Origin of the sequence: Mesorhizobium sp. B2-3-11, from assembly GCF_006442215.1 — a bacterium.
GTDB classification, from domain to species: Bacteria; Pseudomonadota; Alphaproteobacteria; order Rhizobiales; family Rhizobiaceae; genus Mesorhizobium; species Mesorhizobium salmacidum.
In genome coordinates this window covers 182,642-204,218 of record NZ_VFVS01000006.1, presented here as the reverse complement: position 1 = coordinate 204,218, position 21,577 = coordinate 182,642, and the positions used below count along the sequence as shown (strand labels likewise).

Sequence of the window (21,577 nt, the reverse complement as noted above, 5' to 3'; positions counted from 1 at the left end):
GGCCGAGGCGCCGACTGGCCTCAGCCCTTCGGCAGGCCGCGCGCGATCAGCCGAGCCAGACGCTCCGAGAATGCCCTGGCGTCGGCAGGCTTGTCGCCGTCGAGCACGCGCGCCTCGTCATAGAGAAGGTGGGCGGCATCGTCCTTGAAGGCCTGTTCGTCGTCGCCGAGGCCGGCGAGCGCCAGGACGCGCTCGTGGCGAGGGTTGATCTCGAGGATCGGTTTGGCCGTCTTGTCGAGGCGGCCGGCGGCGTTGAGCAGCCGCTCGAACTGCCGGTCCGGACCATGTTCGGGCGCCACCAGGCACACCGCGCTTTCGGTCAGGCGGTCGGAAGGCTTCACATCCGACACGGCATCGCCAAGCGCCGCCTTGACGAAGGCCAGGAAGCCATCGACTTCGGGCGTCGCCGCCCTGTCCGGCTTCTTCGCATCATCGAGCAAGGAGATGTCGGAAAGCTCCGCCCCGCCCTGCGTCACCGACTTGAACGGCTTGCCGTCGAACTCCGGCGCCATCGACGTCCAGAAACTGTCGACGGGGTCGGTGAGCAGCAGCACCTCTATGCCGCGTGCCCTAAAACCTTCGAGCTGCGGCGAGCCTTCGAGCCGCGCACGGTCGTCGCCGGCCATGAAGAAAATCGCCTTCTGGCCTTCCTTCATCGCCGAGACATAATCGGCAAGGCCGCGCCAATTTTCGCCCGAGGTGGTCGAACGGAAGCGGGCGAGCTTCAAGAGCTGCTCGCGCCGCTCATGGTCCTCGTAGAGCCCTTCCTTGAGGACGACGCCGAAATTCTCCCAGATTTTCGCAAAAGCCTCGGCCTCGTTCTCCGCCAGCTTGGCGAGATCGCCGAGCACGCGGTTGATCAGGCCCTTGCGGATCGCGGCCAGCAGCGGGCTTTCCTGGATCATCTCGCGCGAGACGTTGAGCGGCAGGTCGGCGGAATCGACCAGCCCACGCATGAAGCGCAGGTAGCGCGGCAACAAATCGGCCTCGTCGGTGATGAAGACGCGGCGCACATAGAGTTTCATACGGCCCTTGCGGTCCTGGTCGAAGAGATCGAAGGGACGCGAGCCGGGCACGAAGGCCAGTACGCTGTATTCCTGCCGGCCTTCGGCGCGGAAATGGATGGTGGCGGCCGGCTCGTCATACTGGCCGGAGAGGCCGCGGTAGAAATCGGTGTATTCCTCGGGCTTGATCTCGCTTTTCGGCCTGACCCAAAGGGCCGTGCCATCGGCAATGTCGCGCGCCTCGGCGCCGGGTTTCTCGATGAGCGTGATCGGCACCGGCACGTGGCCCGACTGCGATTTCGCCAGTTGCTCGAGCCGGTAGGATCCGGTGTAGGACACAGCATCGTCCATCAGATGCAGCACGACGCGGGTGCCGCGTTTGGGTGCCGCTTCGAGCGGGGCGGGCGCGATCTCGTAGGAACCCTTGCCATCGGACGACCATCGCCAGGCCTCGGCGCTCCCCGCCAGGCGGCTGATGACATCGACGCGGGTCGCCACCATGAAGGCGGAGTAGAAGCCGACGCCGAACTGGCCGATGAGCTGCGTGTCTTCGCTGGCATTGCCCGCACCGACGCGCTCGATGAAGGCGCGCGTGCCCGAGCGCGCGATCGTGCCCAGCGCCTCCGTCATGTCGTCGCGGCTCATGCCGATGCCGTTGTCCTCGACGGTGATCAGCTTGCTGTCGGCGTCGGCCGATATCGAGATGCGGGGTTTCGGATCGTCGGCCAGCAATTCCGGATGACTGACGGCCTCGAAGCGCAGCTTCTCGCAGGCGTCAGCGGCGTTGGAAATCAGTTCACGCAGGAAGACGTCCTTATCGGAATAGACCGAGTGCACCATCATGTGCAGCAGCCGGGAAACATCCGCCTCGAATGCCTTGGTTTCCGTCGCTTTTGTGTCTGTCGTCATTGCCGAGTTTCCCACGCTGTTCATCCGCCCGCCGCGCCATGGCGCGTTCAGGACTTCCTTTCAACCATTTTCAACCGTGCTGGCAACCGCGTTCAGCAAGGCCAGCGCGCCGACAATATCGTCATGGGGTGCGGGGGCCGCAAGGGGGCGGAAACGGCGCTGACAGCGAAATAACCAATCTCCCCCCGTGGGGGAGATTGGCAGCTTCCGCGCCCTACTTGCCCGCCATGTGGTCGGCAAGCGTCTGCGCCTGGGCAAGCAGCGCGGGGAAGACGGGGTTGTCGGGCAGGTTCTTGGCCATGCAAGCGCGGAAGTCGCTGTCGCCTTTTGCCCAGGCGGCGTCGGCGGCATCGGATGTATTGTCGTCGCCGTCGCCGGTGGCTTGCTTGACCAGTTTCTGGGCGGCGGCGTCGGCGGCGGTCCAGACCGCGTCGCAGGCCGCGATCTTCGGGACGGGGGGCGTCGCGGGCGCCTCGGCGATCATGACGCTGTTGCCCCTAACGAGCGTGACGACGACCTCCTGGTCGTAGTTCGGCCCGACATCCTGTGCCCAGCCGCCGAGGCGGGCAATCGCCATGTCGGCGCCATCGGGCGTCTTCAGGGTGAAGTCGAGCGTGCCTGTGAACGCGGCGTCGCTGCCGATGGCCTGGGTGTAGAAGGCATCGAGCTTCAGCGCCGCGTCGAAGCTGGTGGGCAGTTTGAGATCGGCGTCCGTCTCGGCGGCGCGCGATTGGAGCCAGCGCTCGACCAGCCCGCGCGTCGATACCACGATGCTGGGGCCGTCCTCAGTGCCGTGGCGCAGCCCGTCCAGCATGCCAAAGCCGACATCGGAGGAACTGAGGCTTTCGATGTTGATCGTGCCGGCCGCCGGAAAACCCTTGACCGTGAAAGGTCCGAGAAGCGCCGAAAGGCGCTGCTCGAGATCGGCGCGGGCCTTTTCACTGGCAGCATCGAGTGTCTCGACGGGAGCGTTCGCGCTTTCCATCGCGGCGATGGCTGATATCGCCTTGTCGCGCGCGGCGATGTAGTCGTCCTCCGGCGAAGCGGCACAGGCCGCACCGCTCGCCAGCGCGAACACCAAAGTCCAGACCAGACGCATCGTGGAACCTCCGTTTTTACAAGCTCTTCGCGTGGCTTGGTGGCGATTGTGCGGCGGTGAAGTCTGGCGAGGCGTTGCAGATATCGGGGCACCAGGACAGCCTTCGCACGGTGGGAGGCCGTCATATCGAGAAGGGCAATGAAACCTTCCGATTTCCACGCCGTTATGGCCGTTGTGGCAGACATCAAACCCAAACCGAAGCCGGCCGGCGGCGCCAAGCCAAACGGTGCCAGCAAGCCCCGCCGGGAGAAGGCCCCCGATGTCGAGGCCGCCTCCGAGGTCGTGGGCGAGGCCGCACCGCCGCCAGCGGCGGGGGAACCCGATCCGCAACTGAGTCCCGAACAGGCCGAGCAGGCGCGCAAGAAATATCTGCTGAAGCGTTTCTGGATCAGCGCGCGCGGTTATTGGAGCCGGCGCGGCGACAAGCTCGCCTGGCCATTCACGATCGGACTCCTGATTATGATCTGCGTCAATGTCGGCTTCCAGTACGGGATCAATGTCTGGAACCGCTCGATCTTCGACGCCATCGAACAGCGCAATGCACCGACCGTCTATTTCCTGAGCGCCGTGTTCGTGCCGCTGGTGCTTGGAAGCGTCAGCCTCGTCGTCGCGCAGGTTTATCTGCGCATGACCATCCAGCGCCGCTGGCGCTCCTGGCTCACCACATCGGTCATCGGCCGCTGGCTCACCAATGGCCGCTACTACCAGCTCAATCTCGTCAGCGGCGATCACCAGAACCCGGAGGCCCGCATCGCCGACGATCTGCGGATCGCCACCGAATCGCCCGTCGATTTCGTCTCCGGCGTGCTCAACGCCTTCCTGGCGGCCTCGACCTTCATCGTCGTGCTGTGGACGATCGGCGGCGCGCTGACGCTGCCGATCGGCGGCGCCAACATCACCATTCCAGGCTTCCTCGTCGTCACCGCGGTCATCTATGCGGCCATCACTTCTACCTCGATGGTGGTCATCGGCCGGCATTTCGTTGAACTCTCCGAGCAGAAGAACCAGGCGGAAGCGGAATTTCGCTACACGCTGATGCGTGTGCGCGAAAATGGTGAGAGCATCGCCCTGCTCGGCGGCGAGCAGGAGGAACGCAGCGGCATCGACAGGACCTTCGCCGGCGTGCTGAAGCGGTGGGCGATGCTTGCGGGCCAGCACATGCGCACGGCGCTGGTCTCGCAGGGATCGAGCCTGTTCGCGCCCGTGGTGCCGGTGCTTTTGTGCGCGCCAAAATTCCTCGAGGGCTCGATGTCGCTCGGGCAGGTCATGCAGGCGGCATCGGCCTTTGCAATCGTGCAGGGCGCGTTCGGATGGCTGGTCGACAACTACCCGCGTCTCGCCGACTGGAACGCCTCGGCACGGCGCATTGCCTCGCTGATGATGTCGCTCGACGGGCTCGAGCGCGCGGAAGAGAGCGACGCGCTCGGGCGCATCACTCGCGGCCGGACCAAGGACGATACTATGCTCAGCCTCAACAATCTCTCCGTGTCGCTCGATGACGGCACCGCCGTGGTCAAGGAAACCGAGGTCGTGATCCAACCGGGCGAGCGGCTGCTGGTGGCCGGCGAATCCGGTACGGGCAAGAGCACGCTGGTGCGGGCGATAGCGGGGCTGTGGCCGTGGGGTGGCGGCAGCGTCGATTTCCACCCCGGCAAGCGCTTGTTCATGCTGCCGCAGCGCCCCTACATTCCCTCGGGCACGCTGCGCCGGGCGGCCGCCTATCCAGGTGCCGCCGATGACTGGACGGTTCCACAGATCAGGGCCGCCCTCGACAAGGTGGGGCTCGCTTATCTCGGCGACCGGATCGACGAAGAGGCGCCATGGGACCAGACCCTGTCGGGCGGCGAGAAGCAGCGGCTGGCTTTCGCGCGGCTCCTCCTGCACGCGCCCGACATCATCGTGCTGGATGAGGCAACGGCGGCACTCGACGAGAAGAGCCAGGACAGGATGATGGAGACCATCATCCAGGAATTGCCAAATGTGACCATCTTGAGCGTGGCGCACCGGGCCGAGCTGGAGGCGTTCCACAGCCGCAAGATCACGCTCGAGCGGCGCAAAGGCGGCGCCAAGCTCGTCAGCGATATCGATCTTGTCCCGCGCCGGCGCAGGGGCTTGCTCGGCCGCGCCTTGTGGGGTTCCGGTGGGCGGGCCGACAAGCGCGGCGCCGCCCGTAAAAAGACTTGATGGCCGTCAGGCGAGTTGGGCTTCCGCTGGGATGGCCCCGGCAGCCCTTCCATCAGGCGCGCAATTCCTCCCTATGCGCCTCCACGAGGTCGGCCATGCTGTCGAAGCGGAAGTCCACCTTCGGCATGTCGCCGGGATGCATCGTGGCGCCAAAACCCTGATCGGCGTGCCGGCGGTGGATCCAGCACGATGCGAGGCCCAGCTGGTTGGCGACGGTGTGGTCGTGGAACAGGCTTTCGGCCGTGTGCAGGACCTCCTTGTCGCCAATCCCGAGCGTCGCAAGCTTTCCAAGCATATAGTCGAAATTCCGGGGCGACGGCTTGTAGGAGCCGATGTCCTCCGCCGTGTAGATCGCATCGAAATCGACGCCGAGCTTCCTGTTGCTGAAGGAGAAGCTCGTATTGTCGACGTTGGAGAGGATGATCAGCCTGTAGTGCTTCTTGAGGTATTGCAGGGCGGCGGCTGTGTCGGCAAAGGCCGGCCAGTCCTTCACGCTTAGGCCATAGGCGATGCATTCCTCCGGCGTGGCCACGACGCCCCATTCCTCGGCGAGCCTTTTGTAGACGACAGCCAGAAGGTCTCGGTAGCGTTTCTGCGGCGTCCAGTTCTGCTGGCTGGATTCGTGCCTTGCGTGCGCCTGCAGGATCTCGTCGCGGCCAAGGCCGCGGCCAACCCGTCCGGTCAGCGGCTTCAGGGCTTCGATCATGCCGGATTCCCAATCTATGAGGGTGCCGTAGCAGTCGAAGGTCAGCGCCTTGAAATCAGTCAGCTTCATGAGGTTCACTCCCTTAGGGTCCATGGTCGGTTTGGTGCGGGATCACGATCAATCGGCCGGTTGCCCGATCGGGCCTAGACTTGTCTCGCCCTTGGATACCGTGCCGCGCGGCGACGTCAGCCAGACGCCGAACAGCGTCACCGCCAGGCCGAGGAACATCGCCGCAGAAAGCGGCTCGCCGAACAGCAGCCAGGCCCAGAGCATCGTCACCGGCGGGCTGAGATAGATCACGCTGCTGACCTGCGCGGCGCTGTGGAGGCGCAGGCTCACATAGTAGACGCCGTAGCAGAAGAAGGTCGAAAACAGCACCAGCCAGGCGATGCCGAACTCGAACCGGCCATCAAGCGGCGGCATCAGCCCGCCAATGCAGCCGGCGCAGGCGGCAAAAAGCATCGCCGCCGTCATGCATTGGATGCACAGGCTCTGGTGGATGGGCATGTCGATCGTCCCCATCCGTTTCTGCAGCACGGTCACCAGGGCGAAGACCATCATGGACGCGATGGTCACAATATATGCCCAGGCCGGCGCTGTCCCGAGGCTGAGGCTGTTGAGCGAGACGATCAGCAAACCCAGCGCCCCTAGCGCCGTTCCGGTCCATTGCCTCGATGTCAGCCGGTGGCCCAGGATGGGCTGCGACAGTGCCGCGATGGCGAGGGGGACGAGGTCGGAGATCAGCGCGACCAGGCCGGTCGGTACGCGCTGGCCGATGGCAAGCGCGAAGCCGCCGAGATAGAGGAACATCATCGCCACGCCGAACGCCATCTGCCGCATCAGGGCGCGTGCGCCGATGCGCGGCCCGACCATGAGCGCGAAGGGCAGAAGGATCAGTCCCGACATCAAGGTCCGCCAGAACAGCACCAGCATGACGTCGGCACTCTCGCTGGCGTAGCGGATGCCGACGAAGCCGGAACTCCAGCTGACGACCAGCGCGGCCGCCATAAGCGGCCAGGCCAGGCGATGGGGCTGATGTTTCGGGAGCGTCATGCGGTCATTCGTTGAATGGGTGCGGGCGTTGAATGGGTGCGGGGTTGAATGCGTGCCGGGGCGGACTTATGGCGGTGCGCACGCGTTTGCACATGACAAATTTCGATGCATCCATGAAATTGCCACTAAATCTGGCATTTCAATTTGCCTGCGAACAGGTTCTGCGCAGGATTTGGGAGCGCCGCTTTCGTTTCAAACGAGGATTGTCATGGCTGGAGTGATGAGCCGCCGCCTGGATGTCGATGCCTTGCGGGCGATGGTGGCGATCGAGAAACATGGCGGCGTCACCCGCGCGGCCGAGGTGCTGGGCCTGTCGCAGTCGGCCGTCAGCCACAAGATCAGGCGGCTGGAAGCGAGCCTCGACTGCGAAATCCTCAGCCGCAAGGCCAATGCGCCGATGTTCACCAGTTCAGGGCAGGATCTGCTGGGCTATGCCAGGCGCATCCTGGGCATCCATGACGAGGCGATCCTGAGCCTGTCGAAAAGCACGCTGCAAGGAAAGATCGCGTTGGGGATGACCGAGGATACGACCTGCACGGACCTGTCGCGCATTCTTGGCCGGTTTCGCCGGCTCTACCCTGAGGTGAGCGTGCGCACGCAAGTGCGCATGAGCCTGGCCTTGCAGAAGCTGCTGGGCGAGGGGGCGCTCGACGCGGCCATTATCCAGGTGTTCCAGCACGAGGTCCGCCCCACCGACATCCTGCTCTTCCGCGAGAGCCTGCATTGGGTGAAGTCGCCCGAACTGATCCTGGCGAAGGGGGAGCCGGTCCCGTTCCTGTCCTTCGACGACAACTGCTTCTATCGCCGTTGGGGCCTCGATCTCGGCCAGGACGAGGGAACGGTGTTCGAGATCGTGTTCGAATGTTCGAGCGCGGCCGGCATCATCGCCGGCGTGACCTCCGGGCTCGGCGTCGCGCTGCTCAGCCAGCGGCACCTGCAGCCCGGCATGGAGATCGCCGACAAGCAGTTCCCCAAGCCTCCGGACCTCGCCTACGTCATCCGCCGCGCCCGCAACGCCCGCAACCCCGCGCTGGAGACGCTGGTGAAGGAGATCGAGGCCGAGGTGAGGCGCCACGGGACGCTGCAGATCGCGGTGTGAGGGGGATGGCGGAGAGGCGTGGGCGTTCTTGTCCCTCCATGAGCCGATCGGTGCTGGACGTCTGCTTTGCGCCGCATCCATGACATGCGCGATGTCAATCGCTGATCCGAGCTGTCGGCGAAACGGGAGCGTGGCGCCTCAACGCCTTGCCCGCGCCGCCTCGGTCAATCCGACGCAACAGTCCGCTTCCTGCGGTGGCGGCCTTTTGAATCTCACACGGCAGCGGCTGGGATGGGTTGCGGAACGCAAGGAACGAGTCAGCCGGCGTTCGCGTTATTTAAACTCGAACTAATGGAGGTAACCGTGAGAAAGCTGATATTGGCATCTGTGCTCGCGCTTGCTGCCACAGCCGCTGTGACTTCACCAACCAAGGCGCAATTTCTGTTCTCACCGTTCGGTGGTTTTTTTGGGGGTTTCGGAGGCCCGCCATTCCCCTACCGGCCCTATTACAACCCGTATTACGGCCCATACTACGGCCCATACTATGGCTCGTATTACCAGCCATATCGGCCGTACTTCCGATACCACCACAGGTATTATCACCGGTACTATTACCCGCACCGGCATCACCACCACAGGCGACATCACAGGCATTACTATCGGTAGCTAGGGTCGAGCCGTTGGTCAGCTCGACGACCCCTGTCAGACGCCTTGACAGGGAAGGAGGTCAAGCCCTCCCCATTCACCCGCTCATCATCTGGCGCGGTTCCTCGCGGGTGGCTGCGATCTGCCCCCGTCTTTCGATCCCTGGGCTGCTTTGACCAACCGGTCCAGCACTGGGAAATCTTTCAAATCTCGATAGGGCGTCAGGTCGAGGTCGTGAGGGACGGCCTTCACCTTCTCCTCGTCGATGGGCTTCTCGTTGCTCTTCATCAGGGCCTGGTAGGCCTGCCATGAAACACGGGCTGCGCGGACGGCATCTCGCTCCGCCCGCAGCGCTATTTGGTGGGCATGCAGATAGTGAAGTCGCAATTTGTCCAAGAGCGATTTCTCGACCACTTCATGCGTGACCAAAAAGGGCGCAAGCCTTACCGCCCGGCCTTGCGACGCCATGGTGCGCGGTAAGTGCCGGTCGATATAGACGGTTCGCCCATCCTCGCTGTAACCGGCAAGATAAGGGATATCGAAATCGTGGTTCACCTCGACCCGCCGCTGCAAGGCAAGCACGACGTCTGTGAGGACTGCATTGTCCACATCTTCGGATTTGTGGCGGGCTTCGTCCTCGAGTTTCATCGGCAGCAACCTACAAGCAAACGTGGCACCCCACCAACGAGGCCCTTTCCGCATTGTTCCTTCCGATCGCAATCATGATGATGCGGCGCTCTCTGCGGTCTCGGAAGTTTCCTGTTGGGGGGCGCTCGATGCAGCCATCATCCAGGTGTTCCAGCATGAGGTCCGGCCCACCGACATCCTGCTCTTCCGCGAGAGCCTGCATTGGGTGAAGTCGCCCGAACTGATCCTGGCGAAAGGGGACCCGTTCCCGTCCTTCGACGACAACTGCTTCTATCGCCGTTGGGGCCTCGATCTCGGCCAGGTCGAGGGAATGGTGTTCGAGATCGTGTTCGAATGTTCGAGGGCTTCGGCAATTTTTGGTGGCAGGCGATCTTTATCGCCCTGGCACACGCCCTGACAGATGGTGAAAGCAGCTAGCGGTTCAGAGCGAAACCGATAGACCGCCGTCGACGGCCAATACATGTCCATTGACGTAGGCGGCAGCATCTGAGGCGAGAAACACCGCGGCTCCACCGAGTTCCTCAGCCCGGGCCCAGCGGCCTGCAGGGGTCCGCGCTTCGACCCATTTGGTGAAGGCTTCGTCGTTCATTAGCGCGGTGTTGAGTTCCGTTGCGAAATACCCGGGCGCGATCGCGTTGATCGTGATGCCGTGACGGCCCATCTCAGCTGCAGTGGAGCGTGTCAATCCATGCAGGCCCGCCTTCGCGGCAACATAGGCATGAATGGTGGGACGGCCAAGGATCCCTGCAACCGATCCGGTGTTTATGATACGCCCAAACTTGTTGGGCAGCATCAAGCGCACGGCGTCGCGTATCATTCGAAAGCAGGACGAAAGATTGACGGCAATCACTCTGTCGAAATCCTCGTCCTCCCATTCCACCAACGGCCTGCGATGCTGGATGCCAGCGTTGTTGATCAGAATATCCAGACGGCCATGGCGTTCGACCATTCCTTCGAGCGATGCCTTCGAGATCGCCGCATCAGTGACATCGAACGGCAGGGCTTCGGCACCGATCCTTTCGGCCGCTGCTGACAGGGCGTGGATGTCGCGGGCATTGACGATCACCGTCGCGCCGTTCTCGGCAAGTGCCTTGGCCATGGCGAAGCCGAGACCACGCGAAGCGCCCGTCACCAATGCGACACGGCCCTTGAGCGAGAACAATTGCGACATAGAGGTTCCTGTAGCAAGGGGCGGGAGTTTCCTCCCGCCCTTAGGCAAGCACTATTTGGCGACGCAGGTATCCGCTGTCTGTGGAGTACAAACGTCGAGGCCCGTGTAGGTCGGGTCAGCCGGCGGAGCCTTGCCGTCCTTCATATCCTTCAGTGCCATCATCGTCTTGTAGCCCATTTCGAACGGGCGCTGGCCAACCTGCCCGAGGGAGTATCCTTCCTTCATTTGTTCAATTTGCGTGGGCAAGGTATCGGCAACGACCAGCGCCAGTTCTTTCTTGGCGATCTTGTCTTTGTACGGTGCGACCGCAGCACGGTTGGCGTCGGGGATGAACTGCGGGAAACCACCGGTTGGGATGAACGCGTCGAGATTCGGGTTCTTCGCCATGATGTCTTCAAACTGCTGCACCGAAAGAGGAAAATCATCGTTGGTGTAGAGCGGACAGCCTTCGATTTCGGTCCAGCCGTTCTGGCCGGTTAGCCGGTCCCCGGGCGAGGCGGCCGATTTGGTGCCCGAAAGCGTATCGCGAATGCCCTGCATGCGTTCATTGTGGTTGGCCGCCGCCGCGCCGCCCGATTGGATGCAGATCGTGCCCCCCTTGGGCTTGACCTGCATGGCCAGCTTGGCAAGGTTCACACCGATCTCATAATTGTGGGTGCCGATATAGGCGGCGCGAAGATCCTTGTTCTCGGGCAGGAGGTCGGAATCCCAAGTGAGCACCGGGATACCGGCTTCCTTGGCGGCCTGCAGCGCAACCGCCATCGCCGCGGCATTCGATGGCGACACGGCGATGCCGTCCACCTTCTTGGCTACGAGATCCTGCACGATCTGAACCTGCTCGTCGCCGCCGCCATGCTCGCCGGGGCCTATATACATGCACTCCACGGCGCCCTTCGATTCAGCTTCGGCCTTCTTGCAGCCGTCGCGTGCCTGGTCAAAAAAGGGATTGTTCATGTTCTTCGGTACCAGGGCGAACGTATATTTCGCCTGGGCGCCGGAAACGGCGAGCACCATTGCGCCAAGCGCCACGGCGGCCGTCAGCAGATGTTTTTTCATGTCACGTTCTCCTCCTAGCTGGATGTCCCGCAGGCCTCCCGCCGGCGGGTTTCTAGCGGCTTTTCTTGGGCATCAAGACGGCCAGCGACTTGGCGAGAATGGATTTGCCGCCGGTCTGCATGCCCAGGAGAACCGCAAGAACGATGAAGGCGCCGACGAAGGCACCCTGCCAATTTGAATCGATGCCGGCCATCAGCAGAGCGTTCCTGATCACTTCGAGGAAGGCTGAACCGATGATCGCGCCGAAGGCCGTGCCGGCGCCGCCCATGAGGCTGGCGCCGCCAATGACTGTCGCGGCGATCACGCGCAGCTCGTACCCCTGGCCCATGGCGTTGATGGCTGAGCCGTTGTAGCCGAGGAGCAGGAGGGAGGCGAGCGAGGCGGTGAAAGCCGAGAAGACGTAGGCCTCGAATTTGATCCAGTCGACCGGAACGCCGGTAAGCCGTGCCGCGTCCTCATTGCCGCCGATGGCGAAGAGATGCCGGGCCCAGGCAGTAAAATTGAACACGAAGCCGACGATGAGGGCCAGAACCACCATGGTCCAGAATTGCGATGACAGTTCTGGTATCCAGTGCGGTGCCCAGTGCTCGGGCCCATGCAGCGGCCATCTCCACTGACCGATCGCTTTCACGATTGGAGCATCGGGCCCGAATTGGTAGAGCATTTGGTTGGCCGAGAATACGACCGCGAGCGAGCGCGCCGCCGACAGCATGCCGAGGGTGACCACGAAGGATGGCATTCCGACATAAGCGACGAAGAAACCATTGACCGCGCCGCAAGCCATACCGGCGAAAAGGCCGATGGCGAAGGCCACGTACCAGGGATAGTGCCAGGTCAGAAACAGGCCGGCGACAATGACCACGAGGCCCATGATCGAGCCGACCGACAGATCGATGCCACCAGTAATGATCACCACCGTCATGCCGAGCGCCATGATGCCGAAAGGTGCGAAGTTGCGCGTGACGTTGGCGGCGTTTTCGGAAGTCCCGAAGCTCGGTTCCATGGCAGTCATCCAGGTGACGAGTGCAATGAGCGCGATCGTCACCCAGAAGGGCTGACTTGACATCACACTTTGGAGCGCGGTCTTTTCCTTGGTCGGGACGAACTCAGACATGCCCGGTCGGCTGGTTTCCCGGGCAGACTCCCTGACACTAACTGACTCCCGAGCACTATTCGCCACGGATGGCCCCCGTTATTAGTCCAGTGATTTCCTCGGGTGATGTGTCGCCGGCATCCTTGTCGGCAACCTTCGAACCCCGCCTGAGCACAATGATACGATCTGAGACAGCGAAAACGTCAGGCATGCGATGGCTGATCAACATGACGCCAACCCCTTGCGCTTTGAGGCGTCGGATCAATTCAAGCACTTCCGCCACCTGACGCACCGAAATAGCGGCGGTCGGTTCGTCCATCAGCACCAGCTTGGCGTTTGAAAGCCGGGTCCGCGCGATGGCTACCGCCTGACGCTGTCCACCCGACATCTTCCTGACGAGGTCGCTCGGCCGGGTTTCCGATTTCAGTTCCTTGAACAGCGATGCCGAACGCTCGATCATCGCCTGTTTATCGAGCACCTTGATTGGCCAGAAGCCCTTCTTCATCTCGCGGCCAAGAAAGACGTTCTGCGCGGCCGTCAAATTGTCGGCGAGCGCAAGATCCTGATAGACGACTTCGATACCTTTGGCCCGCGCTTGGACGGGTTTATGGAAGTGACAAACCTCGCCGTCCACGACAATTTCGCCGTCGTTCGGCGGGAAATTCCCGGCCACCGTTTTGACTATCGTTGACTTGCCGGCACCGTTGTCCCCCATCAGCCCCACGACTTCGCCTCGCTCCACTTGGAAGCTAACGTCCGTCAGGGCCTGGATGGCCCCAAAATTCTTGGAGACGTGGCGAACCTCAAGTACCGGCATCGCGGTCCTCTCCGGACAACATTGCCAATTGTCCCGGCCATATGCAGGACAGCTAATCAGCGAAACGCTTTCAACACAATGATTTATTGGATTAGGGTTTCCGGCGATCACCTTAACTGAGACGGCGGGAGAGGTTCGGTCTGGCGGATTGATTTCAGCCCATGGGTGGCGCGGAAATCGATGTCGCCTTCAACCAACGCATCGCCACCGCGAGGATGGTGGCGATTTGCGGAGGGTTCGCGACCTCGTCGAGCTTGCCGCGATTGGCGGGATTGGTGACCACCAGCTTTGCGCCGCTGTAGCCCAGGCGATGCTCGATCGCCTTCGGGCCGAAGGCGGTGAACAGCGGCTGGTAGACGGCGCCGATGCGCCAGGCGCCGAGGATCAGCGCCACCAGTTCGGGAATGCGCGGCAGCATGCCGGCCACGACATCGCCGGGGCCGACGCCCTCTGCTTCAGCAGAGTGCCGACACGCGCCGGCGTGCCGGCCGCAGCATTCCACATAGGCGTTGATGCCGGTCGCAGGGTCGCCCTGCAGTCTGGCGATCTCATCCTTTATACGAACTTTATACGAAAGCCCGCAACGGTATCGTCATAGCGCGGCAAGCCGGTCTTTGTCCTGGTCATGAAAATCTCCCTGACGGTGCTCCATGTCCCATGGCGCGCCGTCGCGGCGACATTGACATCAGATGGCGCCAATGGGCAACGATGGACGTCTAAAGGCTCGCCTCGGCGAAGATGCCTGCCGCCCAGTCGAGGAAAACGCGCAGGCGCGGCGAGAGCTGCCGGTTCTGCGGGTAGAGCGCCGACAATGGCGTGGGCGAAGGCGGGTACTCGGCCAGCACCTCGACCAGCGTGCCGTCGGCAAGGTCCTTCTCGAAGCGATAGCGCGGCGCCTGGATGAGGCCGAGGCCGAGCCGCGCCAAGTCGGCGGCGGTGTCGGAATTGTTGGCGGCGACGCGGCCGGGCAGCCTGACCTCGCGCGTCTTGCCGCCGACGGTGAATTCGAAGGGCAGCACTTCGCCGGTGCGCGAGGAGACGAAGCGCACCGCCTGATGGCCATCCAGCGCATCGGGGGAGGCGGGCGTGCCGTGGCGAGAGAGATAGGCGGGGCTGGCGCAGGTCATCTCGCGGATCATGCCAAGGCGCCGCATGATCATGCCGCTGTCGGGCGGTTCGCCGACGCGGATGACGCAGTCGACACCCTCGCGCACGAGGTCGACCAGCCGGTCGCTCTGGCCGATCTGCAGGTCGATGCGGGGAAAGCGGGCGAGGAATTCCGGCAGGCGCGGCAACAGGAAGGTGCGGGTGAGCAGCGTGCTGGCGTCGATGCGCAGCAGGCCGAACGGCTCGGCGTCGCGGAAGGCGGCCTCGGCGTCCTCGATCTCGGCCAGGATCGACAGGCAGCGCCGGTAATAGGCCTCGCCGTCCTGCGTGGCGTTCACCTGGCGCGTCGTGCGCTCCAGCAGCCGGGCGCCAAGATGCTCTTCCAGCCGCCGGACCGCTTCCGTCGCGGTTGAGCGCGGCAGGCCGAGATCGGCGGCGGCAGCGGTGAAGCTGCGCCGTTCCAGCACGCGAACGAAGAGCCGCATTGTGTCGAGCCGATCCATGGGCTTTTGTTCGCAGTTTCCGAATAGTGATGTCAAGAGATGGCTGATTATCCGGAAGTTGGCCTCGCCTATATCTGTCTCACCAACAGAAGGAGAGACTTCCATGACATCTGACCAAGCAAGCACGGGCCAAGCCAGGGCGGCGATCGTGACCGGCGCCTCCAAGGGCATCGGCGCGGCGATCGCGCGGCGGCTCGCCCGCGACGGTATCGCCGTCGTCGTCAATTATGCGCGCGGACAAGCGGAGGCCGAGGCGCTGGTGCGCGCCATCGAAGCCGATGGCGGCAAGGCGATCGCCGTGCAGGCCGACATCGCCGATCCGGCCGGCATCGCCAGCCTTTTCGATGCCGGCGAGAAGGCGTTCGGCGGCATCGACATCCTTATCAACAATGCCGGCATCATGAAGCTTTCGCCGATCGCACAGGCCGATGACGCCTTCTTCGACACCCAGGTCGCGATCAATCTCGGCGGCGTGTTCCGTGGCATGCGCGAAGGCGCAAAACGCCTTCGCGATGGCGGCCGCATCGTCAATTTCTCGAGCAGCGTCGTCGGCCTCTACCAGCCGGGTTACGGCGTCTATGCCGCCACCAAGGCGGCCGTCGAGGCGATGACGCACATCCTGGCTAAGGAGCTTGGCGCGCGCGCCATCACCGTCAACGCGGTGGCGCCCGGGCCGGTCGAGACGGCGCTGTTCACGGACGGCAAGAGCCCGGCGCAGATCGAGGCCACGGCCAAAATGATCCCGCTCGGCAGGCTCGGCCAGCCCGACGACATTGCCGGCGTGGTCTCGTTCCTGGCCGGGCCGGACAGCGGCTGGATCAACGGACAAATCATCCGCGCCAATGGCGGCGTGATCTGAGGCGGCGGGCCGCTGCTGCCTGCCGACCTGCTCCATCCCAAACCCGAAACCAACCTCCAGAAACAAGGAAAAGATCATGCCGTTCGCCAATATCAAGATGCCGCAGGCGGCGCTCTCCAAGGCGCAGAAGGAAGACCTCATCCATCGGACCACAGCCATGTTCGTCGATTTTTTCGGCGAGGGCGTGCGGCCCTACACGATGGTGCTGGTGGAGGAAGTCGCTGACGGCGGCTATGGCCGCGCCGACGAGGTTTTCATCGTGCCGGAAGCTTTTCGCGCCAAGGAATAGGCCTCCGAACGCGATACCCGTCATATGACGACTGGTGGCCGCGCACACCAACGTCCGCCCTGTTCGTGGGGGTATGGTGGCGGGGGCCGGGTGGGCAGCTCTTGGCTGTCCACCTGTCTCGCTTCGTTCAGGGCGGCGTCTCGAAACTTGCCCGCCGAACGGTGGCGTTTGTCACGCCGGCAGGTTCATCTGTTTTCGAAGGCTTTTGTCGAAAGCATTCGCGGGAACGAACCGTCGCAGCAGGTACAGGCGGCGCGCCCGCTTGCTGGCGGGATAGCGCAGCTTCGGCGATGTCGCGGTGGCCGCGGTGACGACCGCCTGGCCGACGATCTCGGGAGCATCGCCGGCTTCGATTGCACTGTTCCAGACCGCGGTCGCCGTTGCCCGCGCCTGATCATAGACACTCATCATCCTGTCCGGCTTCGTCGCATTGTGATCGAGAGCGGTGCGGGTGAAGGCCGGTTCGACCAGCAGGACGCGAACACCGAAGGGACGGACCTCATGATCCAGCGATTCGGAATAGCCCTCGACGGCATGTTTTGTGGATGTGTAGAGCGCGCTGAACGGGCTGGGGACAAAGCCGACGACCGAGCTGATGTTGACGATCCGGCCGCTACCCTGGCGCCGCATGATCGGCAGTACCTCGTTTATGACGCGGATGAGACCGAAGACGTTGACGTCGAAAAGGGCCTTTGCCTGTTCGACCGACGATTCTTCCGCGCCCGCGATCAGTGCAGTGCCGGCATTGTTGACGAGCAGGTCTATGCGCCCGGCCTGGCTTACGACCTCCGACACCATGCGTGCGACGGAGTCCGCATCGGTCACGTCGCAGCTCAGCATGGTGATCCCGGCCGGCGACCCGGTTGTGGCTTTCCGGCTCGTGCCGAAGACGCGGTAGCCGGCCGACAGAAGGGCCTTGGCCGTTGCAAGTCCGATACCGCCGGCTGCCCCGGTGATGACGGCGACGCCGCGATTTTTGGTATTCATTTCAATATCCTTCGAGATGCATGGTCATGGCGCTTGTGCTGACGGACCTGTCAGCCGCGCACGCTCAGGTGAAGCATGGGGTGATGTTCGTAATGGCCGGCGCCATTCCTCACGATGGGGTCTTGCGAGGTTATCGCCTGGATGTTCTGGTCCTCGGCGATCCGGTAGAGCGACAGGCCATAGCCGCCGCCTGGATCCATCACCGGACCATGGGCGACGATCAGTCCGCGATCGAGCAGTTCGTCCAGAAATGCGCCATGCTGCTTCATCCATTCCCGCTCGTCGCCGGTCATGGTCGCGAGAAAGTCGGTGCGGGGCGGGATGTACTTGCACAGATAGAACTTCATTTGGGGACTCCAGCGGCGCGATGTCCGGCCGTCACCTTCACTTTTCGGTGGAACGGCCTGGCGGGATCAGATACTATCAAATTAGTAGTAAATCACTATCAAAATGGTATCGACGTGAAGAATCTTTCCAACCAGCCCTGTTTGATCGCCCGCAGCCTCGGCTCGGTGGGCGACACGTGGAGCATGCTGATCATGCGCGACGCCCATGCGGGGCTCAGCCGTTTCGACGAATTTCGCAAGAACCTCGGCATCGCCCCGACGATGCTGACCAGCCGGCTGGCAACCCTGACGGAGGAAGGGCTGCTGGAGAAACGGCGATATTCAGAGCGGCCGCCACGCGATGAATATGTGCTGACCCAGGCGGGTCAGGATTTGCTTCCCGTGCTGTTTTCGCTCGCCGCATGGGGGGCAAGGCACCGGGGCGGTGGCAATTTCACCCGGTTCTTCGACGCCGAGACAGGAACCGAAATCGACCCGGTCAGCATCGATCGCGGGACCGGAGCGCCGATCGGCAGCCGTCCCATCCAGATCGTGATGCCCAAGCTGCCTGACGAGCCGTCGGACTGACTGGTTGCGTAGCCGCCGCTCCGAACGGACGGCGATATCTCGCCGGTAAGAGAGGGAAGGTGAGCGTTCGGATCAGCCGCTCTTCTTCGCGCCGACCCAGTCGACCGCGATCTCGGCGAACAGCCAGTCGCGGAAGGCCCTGATCTTCTTCTCGCGCAGCGCTCCTTCGGGATAGACGACGTAGTAGCTGGCCGCTGATTTCAACGCGAGGTCGAAGGGCCGTACCAGCCGGCCTGCCGCGAGGTCGGCTGAAACCAGCGCGCTGCGGCCGAGCAACACGCCTTCGCCATGCACCGCGGCCTCGACGGCGAAGGTGGCGGAATCGAAGCGCACGCCGCGCTTGGGGTCGATGCCTTCGACGCCTGCCTGTTCAAGCCATGTCGCCCAGTCGATGCGGAAGGCGTCGTGGATCAGCTTGTGATGCCTCAAATCCCCGGGCTGCCGCAGCGGATGGTCGCCTTCCAGGAGTTCGGGACTGCAGACGGGGAAGACCTCTTCATCGGCGAGGAATTCCGCCGTCACCCCGGTATAGCCGCCACGGCCGTAGCGGATGGATATGTCGATGCCGTCGCTGACGAAATCGGCCAGCACGCCCGAGGTCGCCAGCCGCACGTCGATGTCGGGATTGGCGCGATGAAAGCGATGCAGCCTCGGCACCAGCCAGCGCCCGGCGAAACCATCCGACGTGCTGACGTTGAGGATGCGGGTCGAGCGGTCGGGCGTGGCGGCGATGGTGGCGGCGGCGATCTGGTCGAGCGCCTTGCCGACCTCCGCCGCATAGGCCGCGCCGACAGCGGTGAGGCGCACGGAGCGCGTGCCGCGATCGAAGAGCTGGATGCCCAGCCTGTCCTCGATGTTGCGAATGGCGCGGCTGACCGCGCCATGGGTGAGGTTGAGCTCTTCGGCGGCCTTGGAGAAACTCAAATGTCTCGCGGCCGCGTCGAAGGCGGGCAAAGCGGTGAGGGGCGGCAATCTGCGCGGCATGGTTCGACCTGTGAGCGTTGCTCACAAATCCTGCACAAAGAGTCGTTTGTCGTCCAGCCGCGAATGACCCAATATTCAGGCGTCCCAAGCATCCATACCGGACTTCCGGTTCATCGATGCGCTGAATTGACCAGACAAGTGTGAGCAGCCGTCATGCTCGCCCCGCCCGGGCGACATCGGCAGGCTTGCGCCCAGTGAAACACAGGAGACGGATTATGACCTTGACCCTTCGACCCATCGGGGCCGCGATGAGCGGCCTTGCCACGCGAGGCGCGGCAGCGTTCGAGCGCCGCCGCACGCTGCGCCAGATCTCCCGGCTTTCCGACCGCCGTTTGCATGACATCGGCCTCGAACGCGACTGGGACGGTTCCATTCTCGGCAATGGGAGGGCGATATGACCAGCACCCTGATCATCGGCGCGACCGGGCTTCTCGGCAGCGAGATGGCGAAGGGCAGCGCGCGCAATGGCGACAGCCTCCATGTCCTCGTCCGGCCCGCCACATCGGCCAATGAAGCGCGGATGTACCCGCTGAAGGAGCTCGGCGCCACGGTGCATGTCGGCGATCTCGATGACTATGACAGCCTTGTGCGCGCTGTCGGCAAGGTCGATCGCGTCATCAGTTCGGTGCATGTCGGGTCGGCCAGCGAGATGACGCTGGTGCGCGCCGTCAGGGATGCCGGCGTCTCCCGCTATGTGCCGTCCGCCGGTTTCGGCCTCGACTTTGCCGCCGCCGCACCCGGCTCGATCGAACCGCTCGACATCAAGCGGGCCGTCTTCGACGCGGTCAGGGAGGCCGACCTGCCCTATACGGTGATCTACACCAACGGCTTCTTCTCGACCTGGGTGGCGACACTGGGCGACCTCACGCGCTTCGGCTCGTCGCCGCTGCCGCCCGACGAGGTGACGCTCTATGGCGACGGCAATGTGCCGGCGACGTTTGTCAGCGAGAAGGATATCGCGGCGGTCACCTTGCGTGCGCTGGAGGATCCCGACGCCGTTCGCAGCGAAATCCGCATCGCTCAGAACAAGATCACACAGAGTGCGATGATCGAGCTGTGGCGCCGGGTGAGCGGCCGCTCGCCGCACATCAAGCAGATGAGCGCCGAGGAGCTTGAGGCGCTGATCGCGGCGGTTCCCGGCCTTGGATTGCTGCGCGCGTTCTGGATCCGAGGCGAGACCGCGCTGGAGACGGCCACGCCTGAAGCCGGGACGCTCTACCCGGAGCTGAGGTTTGAGACCATTGAAAGCGCTTTTGCGGCGATGGCGGGCTAAGGGTGGGCGGAGGTTGTGAAGGCAAAGGTGGCGCCGTAGAGCGCGGCGGACATGGTTGGCGTTGCGACAGTGGTTGACCCGACAGCCCATCCGGCCGATAGGTCCGCCCGAACAGCCCGAGACGCCCAATGCCCAACCTCAAAGATGCAACCCGCGCCGCCGACACCGCCTGGCAGGACGACGTCCGCGCCGGCGTACGCCATGTGCGCGACCTCTCCTCCTTGCCGCTCTCGCCGGCCGAGCGCGAAGCCGTGCAAGCCGCCGCCGCGCTCCACAAGGTGCGCGCGCCAAAGAGCTATCTCGACCTGATCGACTGGAACGATCCCGCCGATCCGATCCGGGCGCAGGTGATCCCGTCGCCTGGGGAATTGGACGAGACGGAGGGCGAGCTTGGCGACCCGATCGCCGACCATGAATTCAGTCCGGTGCCCAGGCTGACGCATCGCCATGCCGACCGGGTGCTTTTATTCCCGACCTATCAATGCGCGGTCTATTGCCGGTTCTGCTTCCGCAAGGAATCGCTGACCTCGATCGGCCGGGGGTATACGCGCGAGGCGCTGGAGCCGGCGCTGGCCTATATCGCCGGCCACCCCGAAATCCGCGAGGTGATCCTGACCGGCGGCGATCCGCTGTCGCTGCCCGATGCGGCGCTTGCCGAAATCCGTGCCCGCATCGAGACCATCCCCCATGTGCGGCTCTTGCGCATCCACACGCGTGTGCCGGTGGCGTTGCCTTCGCGCATCACGCCAGGGCTCGTGGCGGCACTGCAGGGCCGACTGATGGTGACGGTGGTCACCCACTTCAACCACGCGCGCGAGATCACATCCGCGACTGAGGCGGCTTGCCGCACCTTGCGGCAGGCGGGCTTCGTGCTGCTTAACCAGAGCGTTCTGCTCAAGGGCGTCAACGATACGGTCGAGGTGCTGGAAGAGCTCTGCCGCGAGCTGATGTACCGGCTGGGGATAAAACCCTATTACCTGCACCATGGCGACCTGGCGCGCGGCATGGCGCACCGCCGTACCACGATCGCCGAAGGCCAGGCGCTGGTGGAAGCGCTGCGGTCCCGCCTGTCGGGTATCTGCAATCCGGTCTATGTCATCGACCTGCCGGATGGGGGAGGCAAGGTGCCGCTCGGACCTTGCCATGTCGAGGGGCAACACGGGCAGAGCTGGCGGATACGCGGGCTGGATGGGGAGGTGAGGACCTATCGGGAGGTGGTTAGCGAATAGGCCGATGC

At 63.6% G+C, this 21,577-nt stretch carries 21 protein-coding genes and 2 pseudogenes; 9 read left to right on the top strand and 14 right to left on the bottom strand.

What is annotated here, in order from left to right; genetic code table 11:
• Positions 1–20: 20 nt before the first annotated feature.
• Both htpG and FJ960_RS11220 read right to left on the bottom strand, forming a co-directional pair.
• Entirely contained in the window at positions 21–1,913 is a 1,893-nt protein-coding gene (gene htpG, locus FJ960_RS11225; RefSeq protein WP_140713887.1) for a molecular chaperone HtpG, read from the bottom strand.
• Between the two features lie 214 nt (positions 1,914–2,127).
• A complete protein-coding gene (locus tag FJ960_RS11220; protein ID WP_140713885.1) occupies positions 2,128–3,012 on the bottom strand; it encodes a hypothetical protein in 885 nt (294 codons plus the stop codon).
• A gap of 174 nt (positions 3,013–3,186) precedes the next feature.
• On the opposite strand from FJ960_RS11220, the gene FJ960_RS11215 reads away from it, so the two are divergent.
• On the top strand, positions 3,187–5,196 hold the full coding sequence (locus FJ960_RS11215) for an ABC transporter ATP-binding protein/permease (RefSeq protein WP_140713988.1): 2,010 nt from the start codon (positions 3,187–3,189) through the stop codon (positions 5,194–5,196).
• A gap of 52 nt (positions 5,197–5,248) precedes the next feature.
• Here FJ960_RS11215 and FJ960_RS11210 read toward each other — a convergent pair whose 3' ends face one another.
• Both FJ960_RS11210 and FJ960_RS11205 read right to left on the bottom strand, forming a co-directional pair.
• Positions 5,249–5,971 (bottom strand): haloacid dehalogenase type II, encoded by a 723-nt coding sequence (locus FJ960_RS11210; protein ID WP_140713883.1) that lies wholly within the window; start codon positions 5,969–5,971, stop codon positions 5,249–5,251.
• A 48-nt stretch (positions 5,972–6,019) separates the two neighbouring features.
• On the bottom strand, positions 6,020–6,955 hold the full coding sequence (locus FJ960_RS11205) for a DMT family transporter (RefSeq protein ID WP_140713881.1): 936 nt from the start codon (positions 6,953–6,955) through the stop codon (positions 6,020–6,022).
• Positions 6,956–7,163: 208 nt separating this feature from the next.
• Here FJ960_RS11205 and FJ960_RS11200 point away from each other — a divergent pair, with 208 nt between their 5' ends.
• The gene (locus FJ960_RS11200) at positions 7,164–8,054 is read left to right on the top strand and encodes a LysR family transcriptional regulator (RefSeq protein WP_140713879.1); all 891 of its coding nucleotides are present in this window, start codon (positions 7,164–7,166) and stop codon (positions 8,052–8,054) included.
• A 693-nt stretch (positions 8,055–8,747) separates the two neighbouring features.
• Here the strand turns inward: FJ960_RS11200 and FJ960_RS11195 are convergent.
• Complete coding sequence (locus FJ960_RS11195; protein WP_181166678.1) at positions 8,748–9,287, bottom strand: hypothetical protein; 540 nt, start codon at positions 9,285–9,287, stop codon at positions 8,748–8,750.
• 118 nt (positions 9,288–9,405) lie between these two features.
• On the opposite strand from FJ960_RS11195, the pseudogene FJ960_RS11190 reads away from it, so the two are divergent.
• Positions 9,406–9,642, top strand: a pseudogene (locus tag FJ960_RS11190) (LysR family transcriptional regulator); the annotation flags it as partial.
• 66 nt (positions 9,643–9,708) lie between these two features.
• On the opposite strand, the gene FJ960_RS11185 reads toward FJ960_RS11190, so the two are convergent.
• The 6 genes and pseudogenes from FJ960_RS11185 to FJ960_RS11160 form a co-directional block, all read right to left on the bottom strand.
• The gene (locus FJ960_RS11185) at positions 9,709–10,458 is read right to left on the bottom strand and encodes a glucose 1-dehydrogenase (RefSeq protein ID WP_140508690.1); all 750 of its coding nucleotides are present in this window, start codon (positions 10,456–10,458) and stop codon (positions 9,709–9,711) included.
• A gap of 51 nt (positions 10,459–10,509) precedes the next feature.
• On the bottom strand, positions 10,510–11,472 hold the full coding sequence (locus FJ960_RS11180) for a sugar-binding protein (protein WP_246672714.1): 963 nt from the start codon (positions 11,470–11,472) through the stop codon (positions 10,510–10,512).
• A gap of 94 nt (positions 11,473–11,566) precedes the next feature.
• A complete protein-coding gene (locus FJ960_RS11175) occupies positions 11,567–12,628 on the bottom strand; it encodes an ABC transporter permease (RefSeq protein ID WP_140508635.1) in 1,062 nt (353 codons plus the stop codon).
• A gap of 55 nt (positions 12,629–12,683) precedes the next feature.
• Positions 12,684–13,424 carry an ATP-binding cassette domain-containing protein gene (locus FJ960_RS11170; protein WP_027144267.1) on the bottom strand — a complete coding sequence of 247 codons (741 nt, stop codon included), beginning with the start codon at positions 13,422–13,424 and terminating at the stop codon, positions 12,684–12,686.
• A gap of 167 nt (positions 13,425–13,591) precedes the next feature.
• A pseudogene (locus FJ960_RS11165) lies at positions 13,592–14,051 on the bottom strand (AMP-binding protein); the annotation flags it as partial.
• An 89-nt stretch (positions 14,052–14,140) separates the two neighbouring features.
• Positions 14,141–15,034 (bottom strand): LysR family transcriptional regulator, encoded by an 894-nt coding sequence (locus FJ960_RS11160; RefSeq protein WP_140713874.1) that lies wholly within the window; start codon positions 15,032–15,034, stop codon positions 14,141–14,143.
• A 103-nt stretch (positions 15,035–15,137) separates the two neighbouring features.
• On the opposite strand from FJ960_RS11160, the gene FJ960_RS11155 reads away from it, so the two are divergent.
• A complete protein-coding gene (locus FJ960_RS11155; protein ID WP_140713872.1) occupies positions 15,138–15,893 on the top strand; it encodes an SDR family oxidoreductase in 756 nt (251 codons plus the stop codon).
• A gap of 76 nt (positions 15,894–15,969) precedes the next feature.
• The gene (locus FJ960_RS11150; protein WP_027144271.1) at positions 15,970–16,182 is read left to right on the top strand and encodes a 4-oxalocrotonate tautomerase family protein; all 213 of its coding nucleotides are present in this window, start codon (positions 15,970–15,972) and stop codon (positions 16,180–16,182) included.
• 171 nt (positions 16,183–16,353) lie between these two features.
• On the opposite strand, the gene FJ960_RS11145 is transcribed toward FJ960_RS11150, so the two are convergent.
• Both FJ960_RS11145 and FJ960_RS11140 read right to left on the bottom strand, forming a co-directional pair.
• Complete coding sequence (locus FJ960_RS11145) at positions 16,354–17,169, bottom strand: oxidoreductase (RefSeq protein WP_140713870.1); 816 nt, start codon at positions 17,167–17,169, stop codon at positions 16,354–16,356.
• A gap of 50 nt (positions 17,170–17,219) precedes the next feature.
• Entirely contained in the window at positions 17,220–17,516 is a 297-nt protein-coding gene (locus FJ960_RS11140) for a YciI family protein (protein WP_140713868.1), read from the bottom strand.
• Positions 17,517–17,630: 114 nt separating this feature from the next.
• On the opposite strand from FJ960_RS11140, the gene FJ960_RS11135 reads away from it, so the two are divergent.
• Positions 17,631–18,083 (top strand): helix-turn-helix domain-containing protein, encoded by a 453-nt coding sequence (locus FJ960_RS11135; RefSeq protein ID WP_140508645.1) that lies wholly within the window; start codon positions 17,631–17,633, stop codon positions 18,081–18,083.
• 72 nt (positions 18,084–18,155) lie between these two features.
• On the opposite strand, the gene FJ960_RS11130 is transcribed toward FJ960_RS11135, so the two are convergent.
• A complete protein-coding gene (locus FJ960_RS11130) occupies positions 18,156–19,067 on the bottom strand; it encodes a transcriptional regulator GcvA (protein ID WP_140713866.1) in 912 nt (303 codons plus the stop codon).
• 215 nt (positions 19,068–19,282) lie between these two features.
• Between FJ960_RS11130 and FJ960_RS11125 the strand changes: the two genes are divergently transcribed.
• The 3 genes from FJ960_RS11125 to FJ960_RS11115 all read left to right on the top strand — a co-directional run bounded on the left by FJ960_RS11125 (position 19,283) and on the right by FJ960_RS11115 (position 21,569).
• Positions 19,283–19,465 carry a DUF1127 domain-containing protein gene (locus FJ960_RS11125; protein WP_140508649.1) on the top strand — a complete coding sequence of 61 codons (183 nt, stop codon included), beginning with the start codon at positions 19,283–19,285 and terminating at the stop codon, positions 19,463–19,465.
• The gene (locus FJ960_RS11120) at positions 19,462–20,340 is read left to right on the top strand and encodes an NmrA family NAD(P)-binding protein (RefSeq protein ID WP_140713864.1); all 879 of its coding nucleotides are present in this window, start codon (positions 19,462–19,464) and stop codon (positions 20,338–20,340) included. The genes FJ960_RS11125 and FJ960_RS11120 overlap by 4 nt, the downstream gene beginning before the upstream one ends.
• Positions 20,341–20,468: 128 nt before the next feature.
• Complete coding sequence (locus FJ960_RS11115) at positions 20,469–21,569, top strand: KamA family radical SAM protein (protein ID WP_140713862.1); 1,101 nt, start codon at positions 20,469–20,471, stop codon at positions 21,567–21,569.
• Positions 21,570–21,577: the final 8 nt, after the last annotated feature.

What these genes read in the sequence shown, in the direction of transcription:
- FJ960_RS11140 (WP_140713868.1), bottom strand. Translation starts at nt 17,516, where the DNA reads ATGAAGTTCTATCTGTGCAAGTACATCCCGCCCCGCACCGACTTTCTC.
- FJ960_RS11150 (WP_027144271.1), top strand. Translation starts at nt 15,970, where the DNA reads ATGCCGTTCGCCAATATCAAGATGCCGCAGGCGGCGCTCTCCAAGGCG.
- FJ960_RS11210 (WP_140713883.1), bottom strand. Translation starts at nt 5,971, where the DNA reads ATGAAGCTGACTGATTTCAAGGCGCTGACCTTCGACTGCTACGGCACC.
- FJ960_RS11145 (WP_140713870.1), bottom strand. Translation starts at nt 17,169, where the DNA reads ATGAATACCAAAAATCGCGGCGTCGCCGTCATCACCGGGGCAGCCGGC.
- FJ960_RS11155 (WP_140713872.1), top strand. Translation starts at nt 15,138, where the DNA reads ATGACATCTGACCAAGCAAGCACGGGCCAAGCCAGGGCGGCGATCGTG.
- FJ960_RS11180 (WP_246672714.1), bottom strand. Translation starts at nt 11,472, where the DNA reads ATGGTGCTCGCCGTTTCCGGCGCCCAGGCGAAATATACGTTCGCCCTG.
- FJ960_RS11185 (WP_140508690.1), bottom strand. Translation starts at nt 10,458, where the DNA reads ATGTCGCAATTGTTCTCGCTCAAGGGCCGTGTCGCATTGGTGACGGGC.
- FJ960_RS11120 (WP_140713864.1), top strand. Translation starts at nt 19,462, where the DNA reads ATGACCAGCACCCTGATCATCGGCGCGACCGGGCTTCTCGGCAGCGAG.
- FJ960_RS11195 (WP_181166678.1), bottom strand. Translation starts at nt 9,287, where the DNA reads ATGAAACTCGAGGACGAAGCCCGCCACAAATCCGAAGATGTGGACAAT.
- FJ960_RS11200 (WP_140713879.1), top strand. Translation starts at nt 7,164, where the DNA reads ATGGCTGGAGTGATGAGCCGCCGCCTGGATGTCGATGCCTTGCGGGCG.
- FJ960_RS11125 (WP_140508649.1), top strand. Translation starts at nt 19,283, where the DNA reads ATGACCTTGACCCTTCGACCCATCGGGGCCGCGATGAGCGGCCTTGCC.
- FJ960_RS11205 (WP_140713881.1), bottom strand. Translation starts at nt 6,955, where the DNA reads ATGACGCTCCCGAAACATCAGCCCCATCGCCTGGCCTGGCCGCTTATG.
- FJ960_RS11170 (WP_027144267.1), bottom strand. Translation starts at nt 13,424, where the DNA reads ATGCCGGTACTTGAGGTTCGCCACGTCTCCAAGAATTTTGGGGCCATC.
- FJ960_RS11115 (WP_140713862.1), top strand. Translation starts at nt 20,469, where the DNA reads ATGCCCAACCTCAAAGATGCAACCCGCGCCGCCGACACCGCCTGGCAG.
- FJ960_RS11175 (WP_140508635.1), bottom strand. Translation starts at nt 12,628, where the DNA reads ATGTCTGAGTTCGTCCCGACCAAGGAAAAGACCGCGCTCCAAAGTGTG.
- htpG (WP_140713887.1), bottom strand. Translation starts at nt 1,913, where the DNA reads ATGACGACAGACACAAAAGCGACGGAAACCAAGGCATTCGAGGCGGAT.
- FJ960_RS11220 (WP_140713885.1), bottom strand. Translation starts at nt 3,012, where the DNA reads ATGCGTCTGGTCTGGACTTTGGTGTTCGCGCTGGCGAGCGGTGCGGCC.
- FJ960_RS11130 (WP_140713866.1), bottom strand. Translation starts at nt 19,067, where the DNA reads ATGCCGCGCAGATTGCCGCCCCTCACCGCTTTGCCCGCCTTCGACGCG.
- FJ960_RS11160 (WP_140713874.1), bottom strand. Translation starts at nt 15,034, where the DNA reads ATGGATCGGCTCGACACAATGCGGCTCTTCGTTCGCGTGCTGGAACGG.